Annotated in this window: 19 protein-coding genes; 14 read left to right on the top strand and 5 right to left on the bottom strand. The window is 49.6% G+C overall.

Features of this window, described 5'->3' with window-relative positions; genetic code table 11:
* The first annotated feature begins 246 nt into the window (after nt 1–246).
* The 7 genes from ACQ4MZ_RS06010 to rodA all read left to right on the top strand — a co-directional run bounded on the left by ACQ4MZ_RS06010 (nt 247) and on the right by rodA (nt 10,301).
* Nucleotides 247–891, top strand: coding sequence for a TetR/AcrR family transcriptional regulator (locus ACQ4MZ_RS06010; RefSeq protein ID WP_430843675.1), 645 nt, complete (start codon nt 247–249; stop codon nt 889–891).
* Nucleotides 869–2,209: a TolC family protein gene (locus tag ACQ4MZ_RS06015; RefSeq protein ID WP_430843676.1), complete on the top strand. Its 1,341-nt coding sequence runs from the start codon at nt 869–871 to the stop codon at nt 2,207–2,209. Before ACQ4MZ_RS06010 ends, ACQ4MZ_RS06015 begins: the two co-directional genes overlap by 23 nt.
* Nucleotides 2,210–2,328: 119 nt before the next feature.
* Nucleotides 2,329–3,429, top strand: a complete 1,101-nt coding sequence (locus tag ACQ4MZ_RS06020) for an HlyD family secretion protein (protein ID WP_430843677.1) — start codon at nt 2,329–2,331, stop codon at nt 3,427–3,429.
* 41 nt (nt 3,430–3,470) lie between these two features.
* Entirely contained in the window at nt 3,471–5,045 is a 1,575-nt protein-coding gene (locus ACQ4MZ_RS06025) for a DHA2 family efflux MFS transporter permease subunit (RefSeq protein WP_430843678.1), read from the top strand.
* 271 nt (nt 5,046–5,316) lie between these two features.
* Complete coding sequence (locus ACQ4MZ_RS06030) at nt 5,317–6,885, top strand: NFACT RNA binding domain-containing protein (protein ID WP_430843679.1); 1,569 nt, start codon at nt 5,317–5,319, stop codon at nt 6,883–6,885.
* A gap of 121 nt (nt 6,886–7,006) precedes the next feature.
* Nucleotides 7,007–8,995 carry a penicillin-binding protein 2 gene (gene mrdA, locus ACQ4MZ_RS06035; RefSeq protein ID WP_430843680.1) on the top strand — a complete coding sequence of 663 codons (1,989 nt, stop codon included), beginning with the start codon at nt 7,007–7,009 and terminating at the stop codon, nt 8,993–8,995.
* A 22-nt stretch (nt 8,996–9,017) separates the two neighbouring features.
* The gene (rodA, locus tag ACQ4MZ_RS06040; RefSeq protein WP_430843681.1) at nt 9,018–10,301 is read left to right on the top strand and encodes a rod shape-determining protein RodA; all 1,284 of its coding nucleotides are present in this window, start codon (nt 9,018–9,020) and stop codon (nt 10,299–10,301) included.
* A gap of 182 nt (nt 10,302–10,483) precedes the next feature.
* On the opposite strand, the gene ACQ4MZ_RS06045 is transcribed toward rodA, so the two are convergent.
* Nucleotides 10,484–10,861: a DUF423 domain-containing protein gene (locus ACQ4MZ_RS06045; RefSeq protein WP_430843682.1), complete on the bottom strand. Its 378-nt coding sequence runs from the start codon at nt 10,859–10,861 to the stop codon at nt 10,484–10,486.
* Nucleotides 10,862–11,053: 192 nt separating this feature from the next.
* On the opposite strand from ACQ4MZ_RS06045, the gene ACQ4MZ_RS06050 reads away from it, so the two are divergent.
* The gene (locus ACQ4MZ_RS06050; RefSeq protein WP_430843683.1) at nt 11,054–12,127 is read left to right on the top strand and encodes a glycosyltransferase family 9 protein; all 1,074 of its coding nucleotides are present in this window, start codon (nt 11,054–11,056) and stop codon (nt 12,125–12,127) included.
* On the opposite strand, the gene ACQ4MZ_RS06055 is transcribed toward ACQ4MZ_RS06050, so the two are convergent.
* Entirely contained in the window at nt 12,119–12,781 is a 663-nt protein-coding gene (locus tag ACQ4MZ_RS06055; RefSeq protein WP_430843684.1) for a YggS family pyridoxal phosphate-dependent enzyme, read from the bottom strand. The genes ACQ4MZ_RS06050 and ACQ4MZ_RS06055 overlap by 9 nt on opposite strands.
* Nucleotides 12,782–12,921: 140 nt before the next feature.
* Here ACQ4MZ_RS06055 and ACQ4MZ_RS06060 point away from each other — a divergent pair, with 140 nt between their 5' ends.
* From ACQ4MZ_RS06060 to rplI, 4 genes are all read left to right on the top strand, one after another.
* Entirely contained in the window at nt 12,922–13,863 is a 942-nt protein-coding gene (locus tag ACQ4MZ_RS06060) for a hypothetical protein (RefSeq protein ID WP_430843685.1), read from the top strand.
* 131 nt (nt 13,864–13,994) lie between these two features.
* Nucleotides 13,995–14,375, top strand: coding sequence for a 30S ribosomal protein S6 (rpsF, locus tag ACQ4MZ_RS06065; RefSeq protein ID WP_090156305.1), 381 nt, complete (start codon nt 13,995–13,997; stop codon nt 14,373–14,375).
* A gap of 3 nt (nt 14,376–14,378) precedes the next feature.
* Nucleotides 14,379–14,630 carry a 30S ribosomal protein S18 gene (rpsR, locus tag ACQ4MZ_RS06070; RefSeq protein WP_015811483.1) on the top strand — a complete coding sequence of 84 codons (252 nt, stop codon included), beginning with the start codon at nt 14,379–14,381 and terminating at the stop codon, nt 14,628–14,630.
* A gap of 20 nt (nt 14,631–14,650) precedes the next feature.
* On the top strand, nt 14,651–15,097 hold the full coding sequence (gene rplI / locus ACQ4MZ_RS06075) for a 50S ribosomal protein L9 (RefSeq protein ID WP_430843686.1): 447 nt from the start codon (nt 14,651–14,653) through the stop codon (nt 15,095–15,097).
* Between the two features lie 151 nt (nt 15,098–15,248).
* On the opposite strand, the gene lysM is transcribed toward rplI, so the two are convergent.
* Nucleotides 15,249–15,716, bottom strand: a complete 468-nt coding sequence (gene lysM / locus ACQ4MZ_RS06080) for a peptidoglycan-binding protein LysM (RefSeq protein WP_430843687.1) — start codon at nt 15,714–15,716, stop codon at nt 15,249–15,251.
* 198 nt (nt 15,717–15,914) lie between these two features.
* On the opposite strand from lysM, the gene ACQ4MZ_RS06085 reads away from it, so the two are divergent.
* Together ACQ4MZ_RS06085 and ACQ4MZ_RS06090 are read left to right on the top strand one after the other, a co-directional pair.
* Nucleotides 15,915–17,546 carry a glycerol-3-phosphate dehydrogenase/oxidase gene (locus ACQ4MZ_RS06085; RefSeq protein WP_430843688.1) on the top strand — a complete coding sequence of 544 codons (1,632 nt, stop codon included), beginning with the start codon at nt 15,915–15,917 and terminating at the stop codon, nt 17,544–17,546.
* Nucleotides 17,547–17,616: 70 nt separating this feature from the next.
* Nucleotides 17,617–18,660 carry a beta-ketoacyl synthase chain length factor gene (locus tag ACQ4MZ_RS06090; protein ID WP_430843689.1) on the top strand — a complete coding sequence of 348 codons (1,044 nt, stop codon included), beginning with the start codon at nt 17,617–17,619 and terminating at the stop codon, nt 18,658–18,660.
* Nucleotide 18,661: 1 nt separating this feature from the next.
* Here ACQ4MZ_RS06090 and ACQ4MZ_RS06095 read toward each other — a convergent pair whose 3' ends face one another.
* Nucleotides 18,662–19,909 carry an NAD(P)/FAD-dependent oxidoreductase gene (locus ACQ4MZ_RS06095; RefSeq protein ID WP_430843690.1) on the bottom strand — a complete coding sequence of 416 codons (1,248 nt, stop codon included), beginning with the start codon at nt 19,907–19,909 and terminating at the stop codon, nt 18,662–18,664.
* A 2-nt stretch (nt 19,910–19,911) separates the two neighbouring features.
* Nucleotides 19,912–21,444, bottom strand: a complete 1,533-nt coding sequence (locus tag ACQ4MZ_RS06100) for a phytoene desaturase family protein (RefSeq protein WP_430843691.1) — start codon at nt 21,442–21,444, stop codon at nt 19,912–19,914.
* Between the last annotated feature and the right edge of the window lie 6 nt (nt 21,445–21,450).

The raw sequence follows: 21,450 nt of genomic DNA on the forward strand, positions 1-21,450 counted from the left end.
TAATACCGGTCGCATTATGAGGCGGGTGGTATTGCTATGTAATTATCTTTCTGATAATCAGCTATTAATGTGTTTTTAATTCTCAGATTAAAAAATTTTAATGGTACTAATCCAACATTTGCTTTTACTAATCAAACGTTTGTTTAATTAAATCAAACGATCGTTTGATTTTTGTTTAACAGCCGGTTACCTTTGTAGCGCCCTTAGCAAAAAGCAAAAAAAAATCCCTGCTAATGAGCTACTTAAATGGAATACAACGCGAAACAATTGCAGATAATAGAAGTGGCGGAGCGGCTGTTTTCACAGAAAGGTTTTGCCGGGACTTCGGTCAGGGATATTGCCCAGGAAGCGGATGTGAACGTCTCGATGATATCCTACTATTTCGGTTCGAAGGAAAAGTTGATCGAGGCACTTTTCCAGCTACGTATGACAGAGTCGAGCTCCCGGTTGGAAACCCTGATGATGCTCAGCGAGCTTTCGGCACTCCAAAAGTTCAATGTTTTCATCGACAGCGTGATCGATCGGTTGATCGGCAACCAATGCTTTCATAACATCATGCTGCGTGAGCAACTATCCTCGGAGCGGACGCCCGTGATTTCCGAATATATCCGCGGGCTGAAAATGCGTAACGTAGCGCTGATCAAACGCATGATCCGCGAGGGGCAGGAGACCGGCGATTTCCGGAAGGATATCAATGTGAGCCTGGTAACTACTACACTTTACGGCACAATCAATTATGCCATTGCCACGCAGGATTTTTATAAAATTCTCAATGGTCTCGAACATCTGTCAGATGAAGAATTCAAGAAGCATTTGCGGAATGAACTGAGCCAGCATCTTAAGAACCTATTTAAATCAACAATAACCAATGAACACCACATCCAGAATTAAAAGAATGGTTTATCTGGCAATCGGGATCATCTGGATTGTCGCGGTCGGCCATTCGTACGGACAAAGCGCACGCACGATCAAGCTGGAAGAGGCGATAACCATGAGCCTGCAAAACAGCAAGCAGTTGAAACTGAGCCAAAGCAACATCGATCTCGCCGGGCTGGGAATCCGTCAGGTGAAAGAAAATCAGTTGCCGAGTTTCAGTGTATCGGGTTCCTATTTGCGGGTGAACTCGCCGAATGTGAACCTGAAAATCAAGCAGGAAGGCAACGACAGCACCGGTAACTCAGGAGGTATGCCGAATGTGCACCAGGCGATGTACGGAATGGCGAGCGCGTCGATGCCACTGTTTTCGGGTTTTCGTTTCAAATATGGCCTCGAATCGGCCCGGTATGTAGAGCAAGCCGCAAAACTGGATGCGGACAATGATCGCGAGGCTGTAATCCAGAACACCGTCGCTGCCTATGGTAACCTTTACAAAGCCCAGAAAGCGGTAGACCTCGTAACCGAAAACCTCGCAAGCGAGCGTGAGCGGGTGCAGGAGTTTACCAACCGGGAAAAGAACGGAATGCTGGCCCGCAACGACCTGATGAAAGCCAAATTACAGGAATCTAATGTTGAGCTGGCATTGCTGAATGCGCAAAACGATTTAAAAATCACTACCATTAATATGAACCTGTTGCTGGGTTTGCCCGAAGAAACGGTGCTTGAAGCTGATTCCAACAGTTTTGCCGTCCTAAAAGAAGAAGGCAATGCAGCAGCATGGGAGCAGACGGCGCTCGAACACCGTAAAGATTTCGCAGCGAACGGTATCCGTCAGAAAGCGGCAGATAGCGATATCAAGGTAGCGAAAGCGGATTTGTATCCAAGCGTAGCCCTCTCGGCCGGTTATGTGGCATTGAGTATCCCGGGTGTTGTGACCGTTCCCAACGCGGTAAATGCGGGCATTGGTTTTAAATATGATGTCGCATCGCTCTGGAAATCAGGTGCCAAGATCGCGCAGGCCCGTACGAAGGCTTATCAATTGAAAACCAATGAACAGATCATTCTTGACAAAATTCACCTGGAAGTGAACACGGCCTATTACAACTACGTGCTGAGTAAAAAGAAGATCGATGTTTATGCCAAAGCGGTGGAACAAGCCAATGAGAACTATCGCATCACCAAAAACAAATACGACAACAGCCTCGTGACTACGACCGAACTGCTGGATGCAGATGTGGCGCAGGTACAATCGCGCATCGATTACGAAGCAGCGAAGGCCGATGCCGTTGTCGCATACAAAAAACTCGAACAGACAGCGGGAGTCATTAATTAAGGAGGAAAGGGAGGAGGGAGGAAGTGTTAAAATTTTGAAAAAATAAGCAAACCCCATCCTCCCTTTCCTCCCGCATTCAAACATTCACTCATTCAGTCATTCAATCATTCAAAATTGATATGGAAACCAAAAACATCACCGAAGAAGCACCTAAAAAGAAAAATACCCGCTTCCTCATTATCCTGGCTGCGCTGATTATCGGCGGCGGTACCTGGGGTTTTACCAAATACAACCACGGCCTGCACCATGAAGAAACCGACGACGCACAGATCGACTCGGATATCAGCCCGGTAATTCCCAGAATATCAGGATATGTGACCGAAATCCGCGTGAAGGATAACCAGACTGTAAAAAAAGGCGATACACTGATCGTGCTCGATAACCGCGACCAGATCATCAAACTTGAACAAGCCAAAGCCGGCCTCCTGGGTTCCGAAGGCAGCCTGACCGTGGCGCATGAAACGACCAACGCGTCGGCTGCCAGCGGCATTACTTACGAAGCGAATATCGCCGTAGTGGCCGCGCAGATCGAGGAAGCGAAGGTAAATCTCTGGAGAGCTAATCAGGATTACGCACGTTACGAAAACCTGATCAAGGACCACTCGATCACCCAACAGGAATTTGAGCAGGCACAGGCGACCAAACAAAAAGCAGAACGTGCACTGGCAGTGTTGGAGGCTCAGAAAGCAGCCGCCGAACGTCAGGCAAAGGCTGCCGGTCGTCAAACCAAAGCTACGTCGGTACAATCGGCCGTAGCGAATGCGAACATCAAGGCTCGTCAGGCGGAGATTGCGAATGCGGAACTGAACCTGTCGTATACCGTCATTACGGCGCCTACTGATGGCCGCGTGTCCAAAGTGAATGCGCAGCTTGGCCAATACCTGCAGGCAGGACAATCGCTGTTCAGCATTATTTCAACCCATAAGCCATGGGTAACTGCGAACTTCAAGGAGACGCAATTGACCAAAATGAAGATCGGCCAGCATGTGAAAATCCATGTGGACGCTTATCCTGAACACGAGTTCGACGCCCGGGTGGCATCTTTCTCGCCTGCAACCGGCGCCCGTTTCGCGCTGCTGCCTCCTGACAACGCGAGTGGTAACTTCGTGAAAGTGGTACAACGCCTGCCGGTACGCATCGAGTTTACCAAAGCCGACGACGAAAAAATCGCGCAGCTGCGCCCGGGCATGAACGTGTTCGTGGACGTGGAACTGAACTAAGGTGTCCGAACCGAATTTTTGATTCTAAAAACCAATAACGAATGGAATTACAGGAATCACTCGTCGAATACGGCTACCGCAGGGTAATCATTACCATCACGGCTGTATTGTGTGCGCTGTTGGAAATCGTGGATACCACGATCGTGAACGTGGCGCTCAACGACATGCGCGGAAACCTCGGCGGTACATTGTCGGAGGTGAGCTGGGTGATTACCGCTTACGCAATCGGTAATGTGATCATCGTGCCAATGACCAGTTGGCTCTCGCAGCAGTTTGGCCGTCGCAACTACTTTGCCGCTTCGATCATCATATTTACAGTGGCCTCTTTTCTGTGCGGTAATGCCGATAATATATGGGAGCTGGTATTTTTCAGATTGATACAGGGGTTCGGTGGCGGTGCATTGCTCGTAACCGCGCAAACGCTGATCACCGAAAGTTACCCGCCCGAAAAACGTGGGATTGCGCAGGCCATTTATGGTCTGGGTGTGATTGTAGGCCCTACTTTGGGCCCGCCGCTGGGTGGCTATATAGTAGATAATTACAGCTGGCCGTACATTTTCTATATCAACATTCCACTGGGTATCATCGCAGCGATGCTGACTATGGAATTTGTAAGGAGCCCGAAATTCGCTGCTAAAAAAGCGGCTAATGAAATCGACTGGTGGGGTATTATCCTCCTGGCCGTCGCCGTAGGTTCGTTGCAATATGTCCTCGAAAAAGGGCAGGAAGAAGACTGGTTTAATGACGAGATTATTCTGATTCTCACCGTCGTATCCGTTTTTGCATTCTTCTTCTTCATTTGGAGAGAATGGACCTACAAAAACCCCATTGTGAACCTGCGCGTGCTCGCCAACGGTAACCTGAGGGTGGGAACGGTTCTATCCTTCATCCTGGGCTTCGGCTTGTATGGCTCGACATTCATTATCCCGCTTTACACCCAGGCGACGCTGGGCTGGACGGCCACGCAATCGGGTATGCTCATGGTACCCGCGGCAATCGTGACAGCGATGATGATGCCTGTTGTAGGCCAGTTGCTGCAACGCGGCGTGAAACAACAGTATCTCGTCGCCATCGGAATGATATTCTTTTTTGTGTATAGCTACTGGGGCTACCTCATATTGACGCCCGACACCGGTAAAGATGCGTTTTTCAGCATGCTCATCGTTCGCGGTATTGGCTTGGGACTCCTTTTTGTACCCATTACTACCCTGGCATTATCGACGCTGAAAGGCCGCGAAATCGGGGAGGGGGCTGCATTCACCGGTATGATGCGGCAACTGGGCGGCTCGTTCGGTGTGGCGGTAATCACCACGTTTATTGCACGACAGAACATGGCCCACCGCAACGACCTGGTGAGTAAGCTGGATGTGAACAACCCTGTTGTACAGCAGCGTGTCGAAGGCTTGCAACATAGCTTCATGGCCAAAGGGATGACGCCCGACGTCGCGCTGAACAGCGGATATAAAATGTTGGACTATACGGTGTCCAAGCAAGCACAGGTAATGTCGTACATGGATGTGTTCCTGTACCTGGGCGTGATGTTTTTGATTTGTGTTCCCTTTGTGTTATGGACGCGGAGCGGCAAAACAAAAGTCGATCCTTCGTCCGTGCACTAGTGTTTTTTAAGTGTAGTAGTATTGCAGAAGAAGCCTTCCAACACTGGGAGGCTTCTCTTGTTTAAAAGGAGAAAAGGGAGGGGGATGGATCATTCGAAGCTCCCGCTTCGAAAACTATTCGCAGGCCTCCGGCCGGTCGGGTATGCACGAAGCCCCGCCCTCTGTTGCTTTGATACCGCTACAGATGTGCCGTTTTTTCAATTATTCACTCCTCCCTTTCTCCTTCCTCCATTCCTCCCTACATTTGCCCGAATACAATCCCGATTAATAAGTGCATCAGAACTACCATTTCCTCAAACAACTCGCGCCGCGCCTGCATTCTGAATTGGCCGGAAAACATTTCGTGGAAGCATTCAGCCAGCAAAGGGATGAACTCATTATTGTATTCGCGGAGCAGGAGAGCGGGGAGGAGCTTGTAAAGCCATTCTTCATCAAAGCGACGCTAACAAACAGTTTTTCCTGCCTCAGTTTTCCCGAGCGGTTTGATCGTGCGCGGCGGAATAGTGTCAATCTGTTTAATGATTTCGGAGGAGATACGGTCGAGTTTGTGAAGGTCTGCAGCAATGAGCGAGCGATTCAGGTGCATTTTGAAAGCGGCAGGGATTTGATATTCAAACTCTTCGGGAACCGATCCAATTTCATTTCGTTGAATGCGGAAGGCGAGGTTACGCAGCTTTTTAATAACAAACTGTCAACAGACCGCGGCCTCACCGTAGCGTCGCTGAATAGGGAGATCGATCAGTCGTGGGAGGCGTTTGTGGCGAATGGTGGGCGCTTCGAGCCATTGTTTCCGACATTTGGAAAGGTTGCTAACAAATACCTTTCCGATAAGCTCGCCGGGAAGGAGGATCTGACTGAACGCTGGGCCATTGTGCAGGGAGTGTTGAAGGAGCTGGAATCGTCGGTTTTTTACGTTACCAAAATTGAAAATATCCCCGCGCTCACACTTTTCGAAACGGGTGAGGTTGTGCAGGTGCTGCATGATCCTATTGAGGCATTGAATGCGTTTTACCTGGCTTATATCCGGCTAAGCGGGCTGGACAAGGAGAAGGCCGACATCGTAAGATTGTTGAAAAAGCGCATTCAGCAGACGGATAATTATCTTGAAAATACTTTTCAGAAACTCGTAGACCTGGAAAATGCGACGAAAAACGATGAGCTCGCTAATATTATCATGGCCAACCTGCACATTATTCCCGAGCGGGCCGAAAAAGTGGAACTCTACGACTTTTATCGGGATCAGCCCATTACCATTAAATTGAAAAAAGATCTGTCCGCGCAGAAGAATGCGGAAGGTTATTACCGGAAGGCCAAGAACGAAAAGATCGAAATAGACAGGCTGAATGATAGTATCGCCGCGCGCGAGGCAGACCGGAGGAGATTGCAGGGGCACTTGGAGCATATTGAAGGTATTGAACTACTGCGCGATCTGCGGGCTTATATCAAGGCCAACAAGTTGGAACAAGGGAACGCAGCCCCGGCCATGGATGACCTTTTCAAACGCGTCGATTTTATGGGCTACACCATTCTGATCGGGCGGAATGCCAAGAACAGCGATTTGCTGACGAAGCAGGCGCATAAGGAGGATTTGTGGCTCCACGCGAAGGATGTAACAGGTTCGCATGTAGTAGTGAAAAACCAGCCCGGACGCAAATTTCCCGCGCCGGTAATCGAGCGGGCTGCGGAGTTGGCGGCATTTTATTCGAAACGTAAGAACGATTCGTTATGTCCTGTGATCGTCACACCGAAGAAATTTATCCGCAAACCGAAAGGCCTTCCCGATGGTCTCGTGCTGATAGACAAGGAGGATATCGTGATGGTAGTGGCTAAGGGAGAATAGAAGGGAGCAAATGTCCTAAAAATGAAGTTTTTATTATTTATTAACCGAAATCTCCCTTTGAATAATCTTTTGCTATTGCGAACTTCGTGTGAAAATTGAGAACCGGAATTTTTAGTGCAGAATGCTCGAAAGTCGTCGATTTGTTATCATAGGATTCTTTGCTTTAGTAGGTGTTATATACTTATTACGACTTTTCTACCTCCAGGTGCTGGATGAGAGCTATTCTATAGAGTCTTCCAGCAACTCCATCAAACGTGTTACCGAAATCCCGTTCCGCGGTCAGATCTACGACCGTTATGGGAAGTTAATCGTATATAATACACCCGTTTATGACCTGCTCGTGACGCCCTACAAGGTAAAAATGGACGATACGTTGCGTTTTTGCCAGGTTTTGGGTATTGAAAGGCACGATTTCGATAGCCTCATGGCCGCAGCAAGCGCTTACAGCCGCGTGAAGCCGTCGTTGTTCTTACGACAGCTTTCAAAAGAGGATTTTGCATCGATCCAGGACATTATGGTCGATTACTCAGGTTTTGAGTTTGCCAAAAGCTCCCTGCGTACCTACACCGCGCCCACGCTCGCGAATACGCTCGGGTATGTGAGCGAGATCACCAAAGGTCAGCTCGAAAAACAGGAGGAACCCTACTACCGGCAAGGCGATTACATTGGTCAGAGCGGCATCGAGCGCATTTATGAAAACGAGCTGAGGGGGAAAAGGGGAACGAAGTTTGTAATGCAAAACGTAGCCGGGGTATACAAGGGCTCCTGGAAAAACGGGGAGCTCGATACGATGGCGGTGGCCGGTGAAAACCTTTATACCGGCCTGGACCTCGAAGTGCAGCAGTATGCCGATAGCCTGATGGTGAACAAGGTAGGGAGTGTGGTGGCGATAGAGCCGAAAACCGGGCAAATCATTTCCATGGTTTCGGCTCCGACTTACGATCCGAACATTCTTGCGAGCCGCTACTTTTCCAAGAACTTCGCTGCACTGGCCCGCAACCCGTACAAGCCGTTGTTCAACAGGCCGGTCATGGCCAGCTACCGGCCGGGCTCCACATTCAAGCTGATCCAGGCGCTGATCGGTTTGCAGGAAGGCGTGATCACGCCCAGCAGCGGTTTTACGCACGCCAACTGCCCGGTAGGATGCCACAACCACCCCGCTACGAGTACAGTGGCGCTCGGGGTGACGCATTCCTGCAACCCTTATTTCTACAATGTATTCAGGAGGCTGATTTATAAAAATAATATCAAAAACACCTTCAAGGCCTCGGCCGTGGGGCTGGATGCCTGGCACGACGACATTGCAAAGTTCGGGATCGGGCAGCGGCTCGGGATCGATTTGCCGAGTGAGTACAAGGGTAATTTGCCTGACAAGAAATACTACGACCGCTTTTACGGCGAGTATCGGTGGAAGTTCTCGAACATCTACTCGCTGAGTATCGGCGAGGGCGAGTTGCTGATCACGCCCTTGAAAATGGCGAATGTGGCGGCTATTATCGCCAACCGCGGTTATTACTACACGCCGCACGTTATCCATGGTATTGGCGACAAGAAAACCGTGAAGCCGGAGTTTCTCGAAAGGCACGAAACCGGCGTAGATGCGCATAATTTCGAGCCGGTGATCGAAGGGATGATCGGAGCGGTGGAGGCAGGTACGGCACGTCGCTCCAAGGTCGAAGGTATTACGATCGCAGGTAAAACAGGTACTTCACAGAATAAGCGGGGGGACGACCATTCGATTTTTATTGCATTTGCGCCCGTAGATGACCCCAAAATCGCCATAGCCGTGTTCGTGGAGAATGCGGGAGCGGGTGGTTTGGCGGCGGCGCCTATTGCCAACCTGATCATCGAAAAATACCTGTCGCGGAAAGTGACCAACAAGGCGCTGGAAGAGCGTATGATGAAGCTCGACCTGATGAGCAAAGTGGTGCTGCCGACGACGAAAAAGCCGGGTGAAACGGAGACGAAGAAGAAGGAGGAGGTGAAAAAGCCGACCGGCGACCCGAACGATCCGGCCAACCGCCTGCCGGGCGCACCGCATCCGGCCAACCCGGCTGCGATGAGGGGACCGGTAACCCTGCCAAAGCAGAGCCAGCAAAAAGCACTTTAAGAACTTACAAACCGATACTGAAATGGCTGAAAGCAAGCCGATTACCAAGAACGTAGACTGGATGGTGGTGCTGATTTACATCGCTTGCCTGATGATTGGCTGGTTGAATATCTATGCCGCCGTTTACAATCCGGAAGCGCACACGAATATGTTCGATTTGTCGAACAATGCCGGAAAACAGCTGATGTGGATCGGGACGGCTGCGTTGCTGATTATTTGCATTCTTGTGATAGATTACAAGTTTTACGAGACGTTTTCTTTCGTGATATATGCGGTGGTGATATTCCTGCTCGTGGTCGTGCTATTCGCGGGTTCTAACATCAATGGATCGCGCTCGTGGATCAAACTGGGTAGTTTTTCGTTACAGCCGGCCGAGTTTTCGAAGCTGGCGGTGAGCCTGGCCATTTCCAAATACCTGAGCGATCCCGCGATCAGTCTCAATCGGAAGTTAAAGGACTATTACCCGATCATGGGGATTATCGCATTACCTGCATTTCTGATCCTTTTATCGAATGAAACGGGCTCCATGCTGGTTTTTGCCTCGTTCGCGATCGTACTTTACCGCGAAGGAATGCCCGGTTTCATTCCCGCGATCGGGATGATCGGTGCGGCTTTGTTGATCATTACCTTGCTATTTGTGAAATGGTATATTGCCGGAGCCATTATCGTGATCGCCGGATTGGTGATCTGGCTGATGCCGGTCATGACGCGGCGGCGCGGCGGACTCTGGGCTACGATCATCGTTGCTTTGGTGATGATCGGGATCGTGTTCGGGGTGGATTTCTTTATGAATAATGTGCTTCAAAAACACCAGAGAGGCCGCATTATGGTCTTGCTCGACCCCGATTCCGACCCGCGCGGTATCGGCTGGAACGTGATCCAGTCCAAAATCGCCATCGGTTCCGGCGGGCTTTGGGGTAAGGGCTTTTTGCAGGGTACCCAAACCAAATTCGACTTCGTGCCTGAGCAGAGCACAGACTTTATTTTCTGTACAGTGGGAGAGGAGCACGGTTTCCTGGGAACGACTGTCGTAGTATTGCTTTTTGTAGCACTGATTTCCAGGCTGGTAGTGCTCGCCGAGCGACAGCGAAGTCGCTTCGCCAGGGTATATGGCTATTGTGTGGCCGGGATTATTTTCTTCCACTTTCTGGTCAACGTTGGGATGACCATCGGGCTGATGCCCGTTATTGGTATCCCGTTACCGTTTTTCAGCTACGGAGGTTCGTCGTTGTGGTCCTTTTCGGTACTCCTCTTTATCTTCCTGAAAATCGACGCGCAGCGGCCGTTTACGCTATCCAGAGGTTAATGATTGAATGACCGAATGACTCAATGATTGAATGACTGAATTTCGAATGATTGAATGACTGAATGAAGGAAATTAATAGTCAGGAGGTCATTCATTGTGAATATTGAAACAATAAATGACCATCATGACAATACCTGACGCATTCAGTCATTCAATCATTCGGTCATTCGAAATTCAGTCATTCATAATTTGCCAGCAGCCACAATCAGCAGCACCCAGCCTGCGATCAGTGCGAGTCCGCCGATTGGTGCCGTGGCGCCGAATTTGGTAATGCCGGTGAAGCAGATCGCATACAATGAGCCGGAGAAAATGATCACGCCTACCGCGAATGCATTGCCCGACCAGCCCAGCAACTTCACGGCATCTTCGCCCGCGCGTTGCATGAGTATGCCTACGAGCACCATCGCGAGGGCGTGGTAAAACTGGTATTTTACGGCTGTTTCAAACGTTTCGGTGCGGCCGGAAGCTTCCAGCATTCCTTTTAATGCATGCGCGCCGAACGCGCCGAGGGAAACGGCCAGTGCACCGAGGATGCCGCCTGCCTGTATCATGAATTTCATATCGTAAACTGGTATCAAGGTATTGGTTAAATTGTACAAAAGCCATTTGCCGCTTTCTGTATTCCGGGCAAATCGGTCCGGTAAAGTTAGGTCCGGGCGGAGGCGCGACCAACTCTTTATCCCAATTTTATTAACTTGCGCGCTTCGGAAAGGCATTCCCATATGCCGATCACAGGGGAAACGATTTGACCAATGACCATAGAACGCTTCATACAGCTGTGGACACACCGCTATCATAAATATACACACATTGCCAAGGCGCATTTGAAAGGCCGGCAGGCCCGCACATACTTCCGGAGCGTGAAAAGAGGGCTGAAAAATGGGCGGGAATTGATCGGGATCATTCGTACAGAGCATTTCGGGGATATTGTCGCGGCGGAGCCGATCTCGCGTTACGTGCGCGAACAATATCCGGATGCGCACATCGTCTGGTTTGTAAAGCCCGGTTTTGCAGAGCTGGTGAACCATAATCCGGATATCGATGAGGTTTTTAAAGAGTTTTGTGTAACCGAGCGGCGGGTATTGCTGGAAGGAAATGTATTCGATAAGGTTTTTGAACTACAATTCCGGAATAATAATCATTGCCCTAAATGTCAGGTATTTACCGAAAATCCAGTGGCATTGAAGCGCGACATTAATGTGCACAATTACTTCGATTACGGCAATTTGCTTGAAGTTTTCGCGCAGACGGGTGATCTCATTCCTCCTAAAACAGCATTTCCGGCCGACGACCAGCCGCGTTTATACCTGCAACCGTCGCACAAAGCGAAAGTGGACAGCCTCGGGTTACCCGGAAAATATATTGTCATGCATTGCCGCTCCAACTACGAGCCCAAAGACTGGCCGGCCGAACGTTGGAACCAGTTGGTGCATTGGCTGGCGGAACGATATGACTACCAGCTGGTGGAAATCGGTTTGGAAAGTAATTTGAATGTGAAAACACCTGCATATCGGAACCTCTGCGGGCAGCTGAGCATTCTGGAAACCGCGGAAGTGATCCGTCGGGCGTCGTTCTTCATCGGACTCGACAGCGGGCCTTCGCACTTGGGCAATGCAACGGGTACTTTCGGCATTATCCTGATGGGCGCGCTTAATAACTTCCTGAATTACAATCCATATTCGGGTCGATACGGCCGGGAGGAGAATGCGTTGCTGGTAAGGCAGGCAGGCTTGCCTTGTGCACAGCTTCCGTTTGAGTTTGTGCGGGAGCGGGTACGATCGGTGCTCGAAAAGAGCGCGGATAGTGCGCCTAAGGTATTATCGTGAGCCGAAAATCGCGCTTCCTACGCGCACGAGCGTGCTGCCCTCTTCCTGGGCGATGAGGTAGTCGCCGCTCATGCCCATGGACAGTTCGCGCATCGTAACCTGGCCATTTTCGTGGCTTTTGAAGGATTCAAAGGTGTTTTTCAATCCGCGGAATTCTGCTCTTACCACATCGAGGTCGTCGGTATTGGAGGCCATGCCCATTAATCCGACAATCCTTACATGGGTTAATGAGGAGAGTTCACTGGAGGTGATGATGGCCAATGCCTCTTCTTCCGAGAGGCCGAATTTGGTTTCTTCCTTTGCAATATAGATCTGCAAGAGGCAATCAATTACCCGGTCGTTCTTTTTAGCTTCCTTATTGATTTCTTTCAACAATTTGAAACTGTCGACCGAATGCACCAGGCTTACAAACGGCGCCATGTATTTCACCTTGTTGGTCTGTAAATGCCCGATCATGTGCCATTCGATGTCTTTGGGGAGTTCCTCGTATTTGGCGACCATTTCCTGTACCTTGTTTTCCCCGAAAAGCCTTGCGCCGGCCACATAAGCTTCGGTTAATAAGCTGGTTGGTTTGGTTTTTGTAACCGCTACCAGGCGCGTTTCCGGGCGTAATCCTTGTTGTATCTGGGCCAGATTGTCGGCTATGGAAGGCATGTGGAGATACTAAAAAATTGATAATTAACCGGTTAAATCAGGAATTTATTGACCGGACACTACAAATCGCGGTCGGCGTGTTTCAAAATTGAAAAAAACATACTTCTTTTACCAACTAAATTCAAAATTTAACCTTCTGTATGGACTACAACCAGGAACAAAAGCAAGACAGAAAAACTCTCCTATGGGCCGCGTTGGCCGTTTTGCTGTTGCTTAATTTGGTGCTTGTGTACTTTATATACCACGAGAAACAGGAAAACCTCGCGAAGGACGAGATTATCACCGCCAAAACCGAAGAGGTACTTTCCATTAAAACCAAACTGGATTCCATTTCCACAGAGCTTGACATTAAAATCGCGGAAATTCAGAAACTGGGTGGAAGTGTGGATTCGCTGGTAGCATTGAAGGCTCAACTTGAGAAGGATAAAAAGGAGCTCAAAAATGCCAACACGTATTCGGCTGCCAGCTATAACCAGAAGATCAAGAACTACGAGTCGGTATTGTCCGAAAAAGATGGCGAGATTGCCCGTTTGAAACAGGAACTGGGGATCGCTACCACGAAAAACGAAGAGCTGAATCAAAAGGTGACCGGCCTGGAATCGGAGAAGCAGTTGCTTGCGGATTCGGTATCGACGTATTCGGCTCAAAATAAGGAGCTTGCCGAGAAAGTAACGCTGGCTTCCGCGCTGCACGCTGAAAACGTGACTGTCAATGCGGTTTCTTCCAAAGGAAAGGAGCGCGAAGGCGGCAAATACAAGGCGAAACGCATCGACAAGCTGAGAGTCAACTTCAAGCTGGCGGAAAATGCGGTTGCGAAGCAGAACGAGAAAGACATTTATCTGCGCATACTTGATCCGGACGGGGCAGTGCTTTCAGACATGGCTACGGGTTCAGGTTCGTTCATGTACAATGGTAAGGAGTTGATTTATAGTTCTAAACAGACTGTAAGCTTCACTAATACAGGCCAGTCGGTGGACATTTTCTATGGCCGCGGCGGCATTCCCATGAAAGACGGGAAATATGTGATCGAACTGTATAGCGAAGGTTTCAAAATCGGCCAGGGCGATTTTACGGTGAGATAATAGGACCGTAGTTTTCGTTAAGTCATTGCAGGGCTTGGAAATTTAAATTTCAAGCCCTATTTTTGCACCCTCATTTTGATGATTCCGTCAGAATGAGGTTTTTAATTTATCATACAATAACCAATTACCGTATGTCTAAGCAATATGAAACGGTGTTCATTCTAACTCCCATTTTGTCTGAGGCCCAGGCAAAGGACGCCGTTGAAAAATTCACGACAATCATCACTTCAAACGGTGCTAAGATTGTACATGAAGAAAACTGGGGATTGCGTAAGCTGGCCTACCCCATCCAAAAGAAAAACTCTGGTTTCTATCACGTAGTAGAATATACTGCGAACGAAGGAAACGTGGTGGATGTTTTGGAAACCGAATTCCGTCGTGACGAGCGCGTTTTGCGTTTTATGACCATCGCCCTGGATAAGCATTCCATTGCTTACAACGAAAAGAAACGTAAGGGTCTGGTAGGTAAGAAGAAAGAAGAAGCAACTGAGTCAAAAACCGAAAACGCATAAGCTATGTCACTCGTAAACGAGCCGGTTGAAAAAAACATTAACCGCAAAAAATACTGCCGTTTCAAAAAAGCAGGCATCAAATACATCGATTACAAGAACCCGGATTTCCTCCTGAAACTTGTAAACGAGCAAGGTAAAATCCTTCCGCGCCGCCTTACCGGTACCAGCCTGAAATATCAGCGCAAAGTATCACAGGCAATCAAAAGAGCACGTCACCTGGCCCTGTTGCCGTTTGTTGCTGACCAATTGAAATAATACAGTAAAGAGCTATCATAATGGAAATCATACTTTTAACGGATATTGCTGGGGTAGGTTACAAGAACGATATCGTGACTGTGAAAGCAGGTTACGGTCGTAACTACCTCATCCCGCAAGGTTTTGCGTTGCTCGCGAATGAGTCGAACCGCAAAATCGTTGCTGAAAACGTGCGTCAGGCAGCGCACAAAGCTGAAAAGCTGAAAAAGGACGCGGAAGATATCGCAGCAGCGATCGGCGATCTGACTATCGATATCAAAACTGTGGTAGGTGAAAGCGGCCGTATCTTCGGACGTGTTACCAATACACAAGTTGCTGACAGCCTGAAAGCAAAAGGCTTCGATATCGACCGTAAGAAAATCACTGTGGATGACGTGAAATCAATCGGTACATACGCCGCTTTGATCGACCTTCACAAAGAAGTGAAACACAAAGTGACGTTGAACGTTGTTGCAGCGGAAGACTAGTCGTTTCGAGACTTCATAAAAAAAGGCAACCCGAAAGGTTGCCTTTTTTTATGAAGTCTCGAAACGCTATGGGCTATAAGCTTTAAGCTATATGCTGCTGTATGTACTGTTCACAGCTTAAAGCCTACTGCTTATAGCCTAAAACCTACTGCTATTTCAACGCCGGAATCCGCAATACCTGTCCCGGATAAATCAGATCGGGATCCTTCAACATAGGCTTGTTGGCTTCGAAGATGATCGGGTATTTCATCATGTCGCCGTATACGGTCTGGGCGATTTTGGAGAGCGTGTCTCCTTTTTCGACGGTGTGATAGGTCGCCTCCGGTTCAGGAGTGGCGACTGTGAGGCGGTTGTCGACTACGCCTACACCTTCCACATTTCCTACCGCCAAAGCAATTTTTTCGGCGTCCTGCTGCTTCGCAACCTCGCCTTCGAGGGTGACGGTGTCACCCGATGTTTTCACTGTCAGGCTGTTGTAGGCAAGTCCTAGCGACTTCACATGCGCGAGCAATGCGCTGGCACGCAACGGTTCGGCTTCGGGGGTGGGAGCTGCTGCGGGAGCATCTTTACCACCGAATACTTTTTCTCCAACGCCTTTGATAAAAGAGATTAAGCCCATGTTTTGTTGGTTTTGGTTAGATAATAGATTTGAGTTTGTGAATGAAAGGTAGCGGTAATGTTAACTTTCTTGCCGGTAAGATGCAATTATTATACCAAAATTGCCAATGCATATTGATTTGATAATATGGGTTTTTCCGGGCGCAACTTTGTACTTTTGCAACTGGTCACAACTACGCTGAATCTGCATTACGTCTCAATGAACCGCACCACATCGCTTGCCAGGTTACAAAATGAATTGTTCGATATCTGTATCATAGGCGCAGGTGCCAGCGGGGCAGGGTGTGCCCTGGATGCGGTTTTAAGGGGATATAAGGTCGCCCTGGTCGATAAAAAGGACTTCGCTTCCGAAACATCTTCGCGTTCCACCAAGCTGATCCATGGCGGTGTCCGCTATCTGGAACAGGCATTTAAAAAGCTCGATTTCGCTCAGCTCAAACAGGTCAGGCACGGCCTGGAAGAACGACACATTGTGTTGAAAAATGCACCGCATCTTGCCCGGCCGCTAGCATTGATGACGCCGGTCAATTCCTGGTTCGAAGGGTTGTATTTCAAAATCGGCTTATCGCTGTACGACACGTTCGCTACGAATGACACGCTGCCGAAAAGCAAATGGCTTAACAAGCAGGAGGTACTGGACAAGATCCCGACGCTCGACAGGAAAAAGCTGCATAGCGGCGTACTCTATTATGATGGCCAGCTCGATGATGCGCGCTACTGCCTCGCATTGGCGCAATCGGCCTCGGAAAATGGTGCGGCGGTGGCCAATTATGTGGAAGTAAATGGATTTGAAAAAGATACTAACGGCAAATTGAACGCCGTGCAAGCTACTGACTCTTTGAGCGGCGGGAAGTTGACGATCCGTGCGAAGCTGGTTATCAATTGTACCGGCCCGTTTTCAGACCATGTCCGGCTCATGGCGAATGCGACGCTCAACGAACGCATCCGCCCGAGCAAAGGCGTACACCTGGCATTGCCCCACAATACGCTGAACAGCGAGTATGCGATGCTGATCCCGAAGACCTCCGACGGACGGGTGGTATTTGCCATTCCGTTTGAAGGCTCGACGATGATCGGCACGACCGATACGGAATGCGACGAGATTGACGTGGAACCGACGCTGAACCGCACGGAAAGGGAATACCTCGCTGCTACATTGAATCCCTATCTGGCAAAGCCCATCGACCCGAGCGAACTACGGGCCGGTTTCGGAGGATTAAGGCCATTGCTGGCTGCCGACCCGTCCAAATCAACCAAGAGTCTGGTACGGGATCATGAAGTGGAACTCGATGAAACCTCCGGACTGATCAGCCTGTTAGGCGGTAAATGGACGACCTACCGCCTCATGGCCAAAGACACGATCGATGAGGTCGACCGGGTGCTGGGTGACTCACGGCCATGTAAAACAGCCGATTACGTTTTGGCAGGGGGTGAAAACTACAATGCCAAAAGCTGGCAGGACATTGGGGCGCAATATGCACTGCCCGAAGATGTTGCAAAGCATCTGGTTCGCAAATACGGCTCGCGCGCACACCTGGTAGCATCGCTTGCACGCGAGGATGCACAGCTGAGAGAAAGGCTTAGTCAATCCTATCCGTATATCCGCGCCGAAGTGGTACACGCTGTTCGGAACGAGATGGTGGTAACACCCCGCGATTTCCTGGCGCGCCGTATCCGCCTCGAAATTACCGATTGGGATGAAACCTTAAACTCCCTGCCGGTTGTTGTTGATCTGATGGCGAGCGAACTGGGTTGGACCGAAGCGGAAAAGACGCGGTATGCTGACGCATATGCCAGTGAAATCGGGAAGTTCATCGCCGACGCGAGATAAACGCACGGCCTTAGCCGCAAATCGCTTGCCGCAAATCGTTTGCCGCAACCACCAGAGTTAATTTTCAAGAATGTATATTACCGATTCTGCCTGTATATCGCCCCAGCGCACTTTTGACGATGCTTTTTTTGAAGGCGAAATCAAGGTGCATGAAGGCGACAGGTATATTGCGATTGAACCTGCCTACGGTCAGCTTATTCCTGCCGGTCTGCTCCGGAGAATGGGCAAGGCAGTACGAATGGGGGTAGGAGCGGGGCTTCCGCTCATCCAGCGTGCCCAGATCGAAGGCATTGTGCTTGGTACCGCAAACGGCGGTCTCGAAGATTGTCTTAAATTTCTGAACCAGATCGTCGATTACAACGAGGGGACGTTAACCCCAACCAATTTTGTGCAAAGTACGCCCAACGCCGTGGCGGGCAACCTTGCATTGATGAGTAAAACGACCGGCTATAACACTACCCATGTGCACAGGGGACTGGCATTTGAGGCCGCACTGCTGGACACGATGCTGTTGCTGGAAGAAAAACGTGGTAAAGCGTTTCTGGTGGGCAGTATCGAGGAAATCTCAGACTATAACCATAACATCGACCTGCTCGCGGGCTCTTTTAAAACCGGGTATTTTACGTCGGAAAGCCTGTTTACGCTCGACTCCCCGGGTTCGGCAAATGGAGAAGGGGCCGCCATGTTTATCGTGAATGCAGAACCTTCGGACAATGCCCTTGCGCAGATCAGGGATGTTTTTCAAAGCAATAACCTGGCCGAAAATGAGCTGGCTCCGGTTGTCAATGCCTTTTTGCGCAGAAATGGCCTACAAGCGGGCGACGTCGATACCGTGATCATGGGCATCAGTGGTGACAACCGCACCGATCACTGGTATTTCAATCTGCAAAAGGAATTGTTTGAAGGAACCAACATCCATACCTACAAAAATATGGTGGGCGATTATCCCACGGGTTCCGCGTTCGCGACCTGGATGGGCGCGCATGTGCTTACGGGGAAGCGCGTACCTGACGCGTGCGTGTGGGCACAAAAAAATACCCGCACTCCGAAGCATATCCTGATTTACAATCATTACAAAGCTTCGCAGCACGGGTTTATATTATTGGGGGCGTAAATCAGCTCTGACCCGCCTCTTCCGCTTTTTCCTTCATTTTAATCACTTTCGCGAGCGTAGGCAGGATGGTATCGTGCTTTTTCACGAACGGGTTGGTATTGTCCCAAACATAGCCGGCGAGCACGGAGCAGATCTGCCGCTTAATATCCTCGTCGATATGCTTTGCAAATACAATGGTTTGGAAATCACCGGTATACCAGCCGCTCACGTAACTGCGGAACACGTCGATACCTTTCTGAATCACTTCTTCGTAGTCTTTTTTCCAATCGACAACCTCGCCTTGTAAATGCTTGTGAGTCATTTTGGCGGAAAGCAAACCGGAAGCGGTTGCGAATGTCACGCCCGATGAGAAAATAGGGTCGAGGAATTCGGTACTGTTGCCTGAAAGCACAAAACCTTCACCGGACATTTTCGTTACGCCGATCGAATAGCCCAAAATCGCCCGAGGTTCAAATTTGAAATCCGACTCCCTGAAGCGGCCGTTAAGATCTTCGAAATTGCGGATGAACTCCTTGTATTTCTCCCCATTGTTTTCGGCCAGTGCCTCGATCCTTTCGCGGTCGCCCACAATACCAACGGATGTCGAACCGTCGGAGAACGGGATGGCCCAGATCCACGACCTATTATTGTCGAAAGAATGCACGAAAATGTTGTTACTGGCTTCCTCTGAGCGGTTTTTATCTTCTAAATGCGAGAAAACAGCGCCCCGCGGCGTGAATGCAGAAGGCTTGCTCAAATTGAAAAGTCTTGGTAAAACCCGGCCATAACCGCTCGAATCGATGATAAACCGGGCTTCGATCCGGTGCGCTTTGCCTTCGGCGTCTTTGTAATCAACGACCTGCTTTTCGGGACCGCATTGTACGGCGGTAACCTCGCATTCGAAGTTCACATCCACGCCTTTTTCACGGGTAGCTTCCGCCAGTTTGCTGTCGAAATCGGCCCGTTTGACCTGCCAGGTCCACGTCCAGCCCTTAGTGAACTGGTCTTCAAACAGGAACTCGCAGCGTTTTTCCCCGCGCATGAATGCGGCGCCCGTCTTTTTCTGGAAATTCAATGGCTCGATGGCTTCCCGCAGCCCGGCTTCCGTTAAATGCTCCATACAGCACGGGAGCAGGCTTTCCCCGATCTGGAAACGGGGGAATTTCTCTTTTTCCAGGATCGTGACGTCGTATCCTTGCTTTTTCAGGTAAGAAGCCGCGACAGTTCCGGCAGGGCCGGCCCCAATAACCAGCACATCGACAGTTTGCATATTCAGGCGTTTTTTACTTTTTGGATGAGTTTTTCTTTATCTACAAATGAGAAGCACGTTACAAATGCGCTGACGGTCACCCCTAAAATCCCGTGCAAGGAAACATTCTGTCCCGTCAGGTGCAAGTTCGGAATTTTGGTGCGGGTATTAATCCGCGTCTTCATCGGAGAAGTAGAATCTTTGAGAATGCCGTACATCGTACCATTGCCATTACCGATGTAATCCCGGAAGGTAAGCGGCGACGCGCTGTGAATGGCTTTGATATTCGCCGAAATACCCGGGAAAACGGTTTCCAGCCGCGCAATCACCTGTGCCTCCTTCTTCCTTTTGAATTGCGCATAGTCCGCATCCCGCTTGCCCGGTTCAGCCACGGTACTGAAAGTCCCGGCCCATTGCGCGGTTTCAGAAGCGTCCATGTAGCACATCACCGACATAGAATCGGCATATTCCCCCTTTTTCGAAATGCAGGGTGTGCAAATGAAATACGTCTGCGGCCAGGTAGCCTGGTCATATTCAACCCCGTTCCAAACGTCGTCGATATGATGCTGATAAATGTTGTAATTCAGGTATTTAAAACTGTTTTCCCGGAACGAAATGTGTACCAGGAACGTGGAAATAGTGTTTTCGAGCGTCTGAACCCGGTTTTTATAAACACTCAGGAACCGCTCCTGACCGAAAATGTCAATGGTAACGGCCGGGTGCACATTGGAAATAAATTCTTTTCCCCGGAAATTCTCTCCGTTGTCACAAACGACCCCTGTAATGTGGCCTCTTTCATCATAATGTGCCGACACTACTTTTTTATGCTTGTAAATCTCCCCGCCATGCTTCCGTACTGCGCGGCTAAGCTGAATAGCAATTTGCGAGCCGCCGTCCACGAACTTGTAGGCACCCGTCAGGTAGCTTTTCATGATGAGCGCGTGCACGTAAAACGGCGTTTTGTGCTTCACTCCGGCATACAGCAGGTTGCTGCCCGCGAGTACATTCCGCAGCCGGATGTTGTCGGTGAGCGAAGCGATGAAGTCGTATGCGTTCAGGGAGAGCACGCCTTCGTCGGTGAGGTAGCTATCGCCGGCTGTTTCAAGGTTGTAAAGCGGGAATTTCTCACAGATTTCGGTCAGTTTCTGACAATAGGTGCGAATGGCCGTCTCTTCTTCGGGGAAGTAGGAGATCAGTTTTTGTTCAAAATGCGCCATTCCCTGCGCATATCCATATTCGCAGCCGTCTTCAAAGCGGATGAGATCGAACTGGTCGTCGTCGAGCCGTTTCAGTTTCAGTTTGTCCAGAATGCCGAAGTATTTGAAAAACTGGTGCAGGTTTTCGCCTTCGTCGAGCCCGCCCACATAATGCACGCCTGTATCAAAAATGCTTTTATCACGGCTGTAAACTTGCAAATGCCCGCCGATCTGATGGTTTTTTTCCAATACCACCACGCTATAACCCTCCATTGCGAGAATAGTAGCACAAGCCAGACCGCCGAGTCCGCTTCCAACAATCACAAAATCGTATTCTTTTTGCACGGCGGAAGTTTGCATTTAAAT

It is taken from the genome of Dyadobacter sp. BHUBP1 (assembly GCF_050587785.1).
Lineage (GTDB): Bacteria > Bacteroidota > Bacteroidia > Cytophagales > Spirosomataceae > Dyadobacter.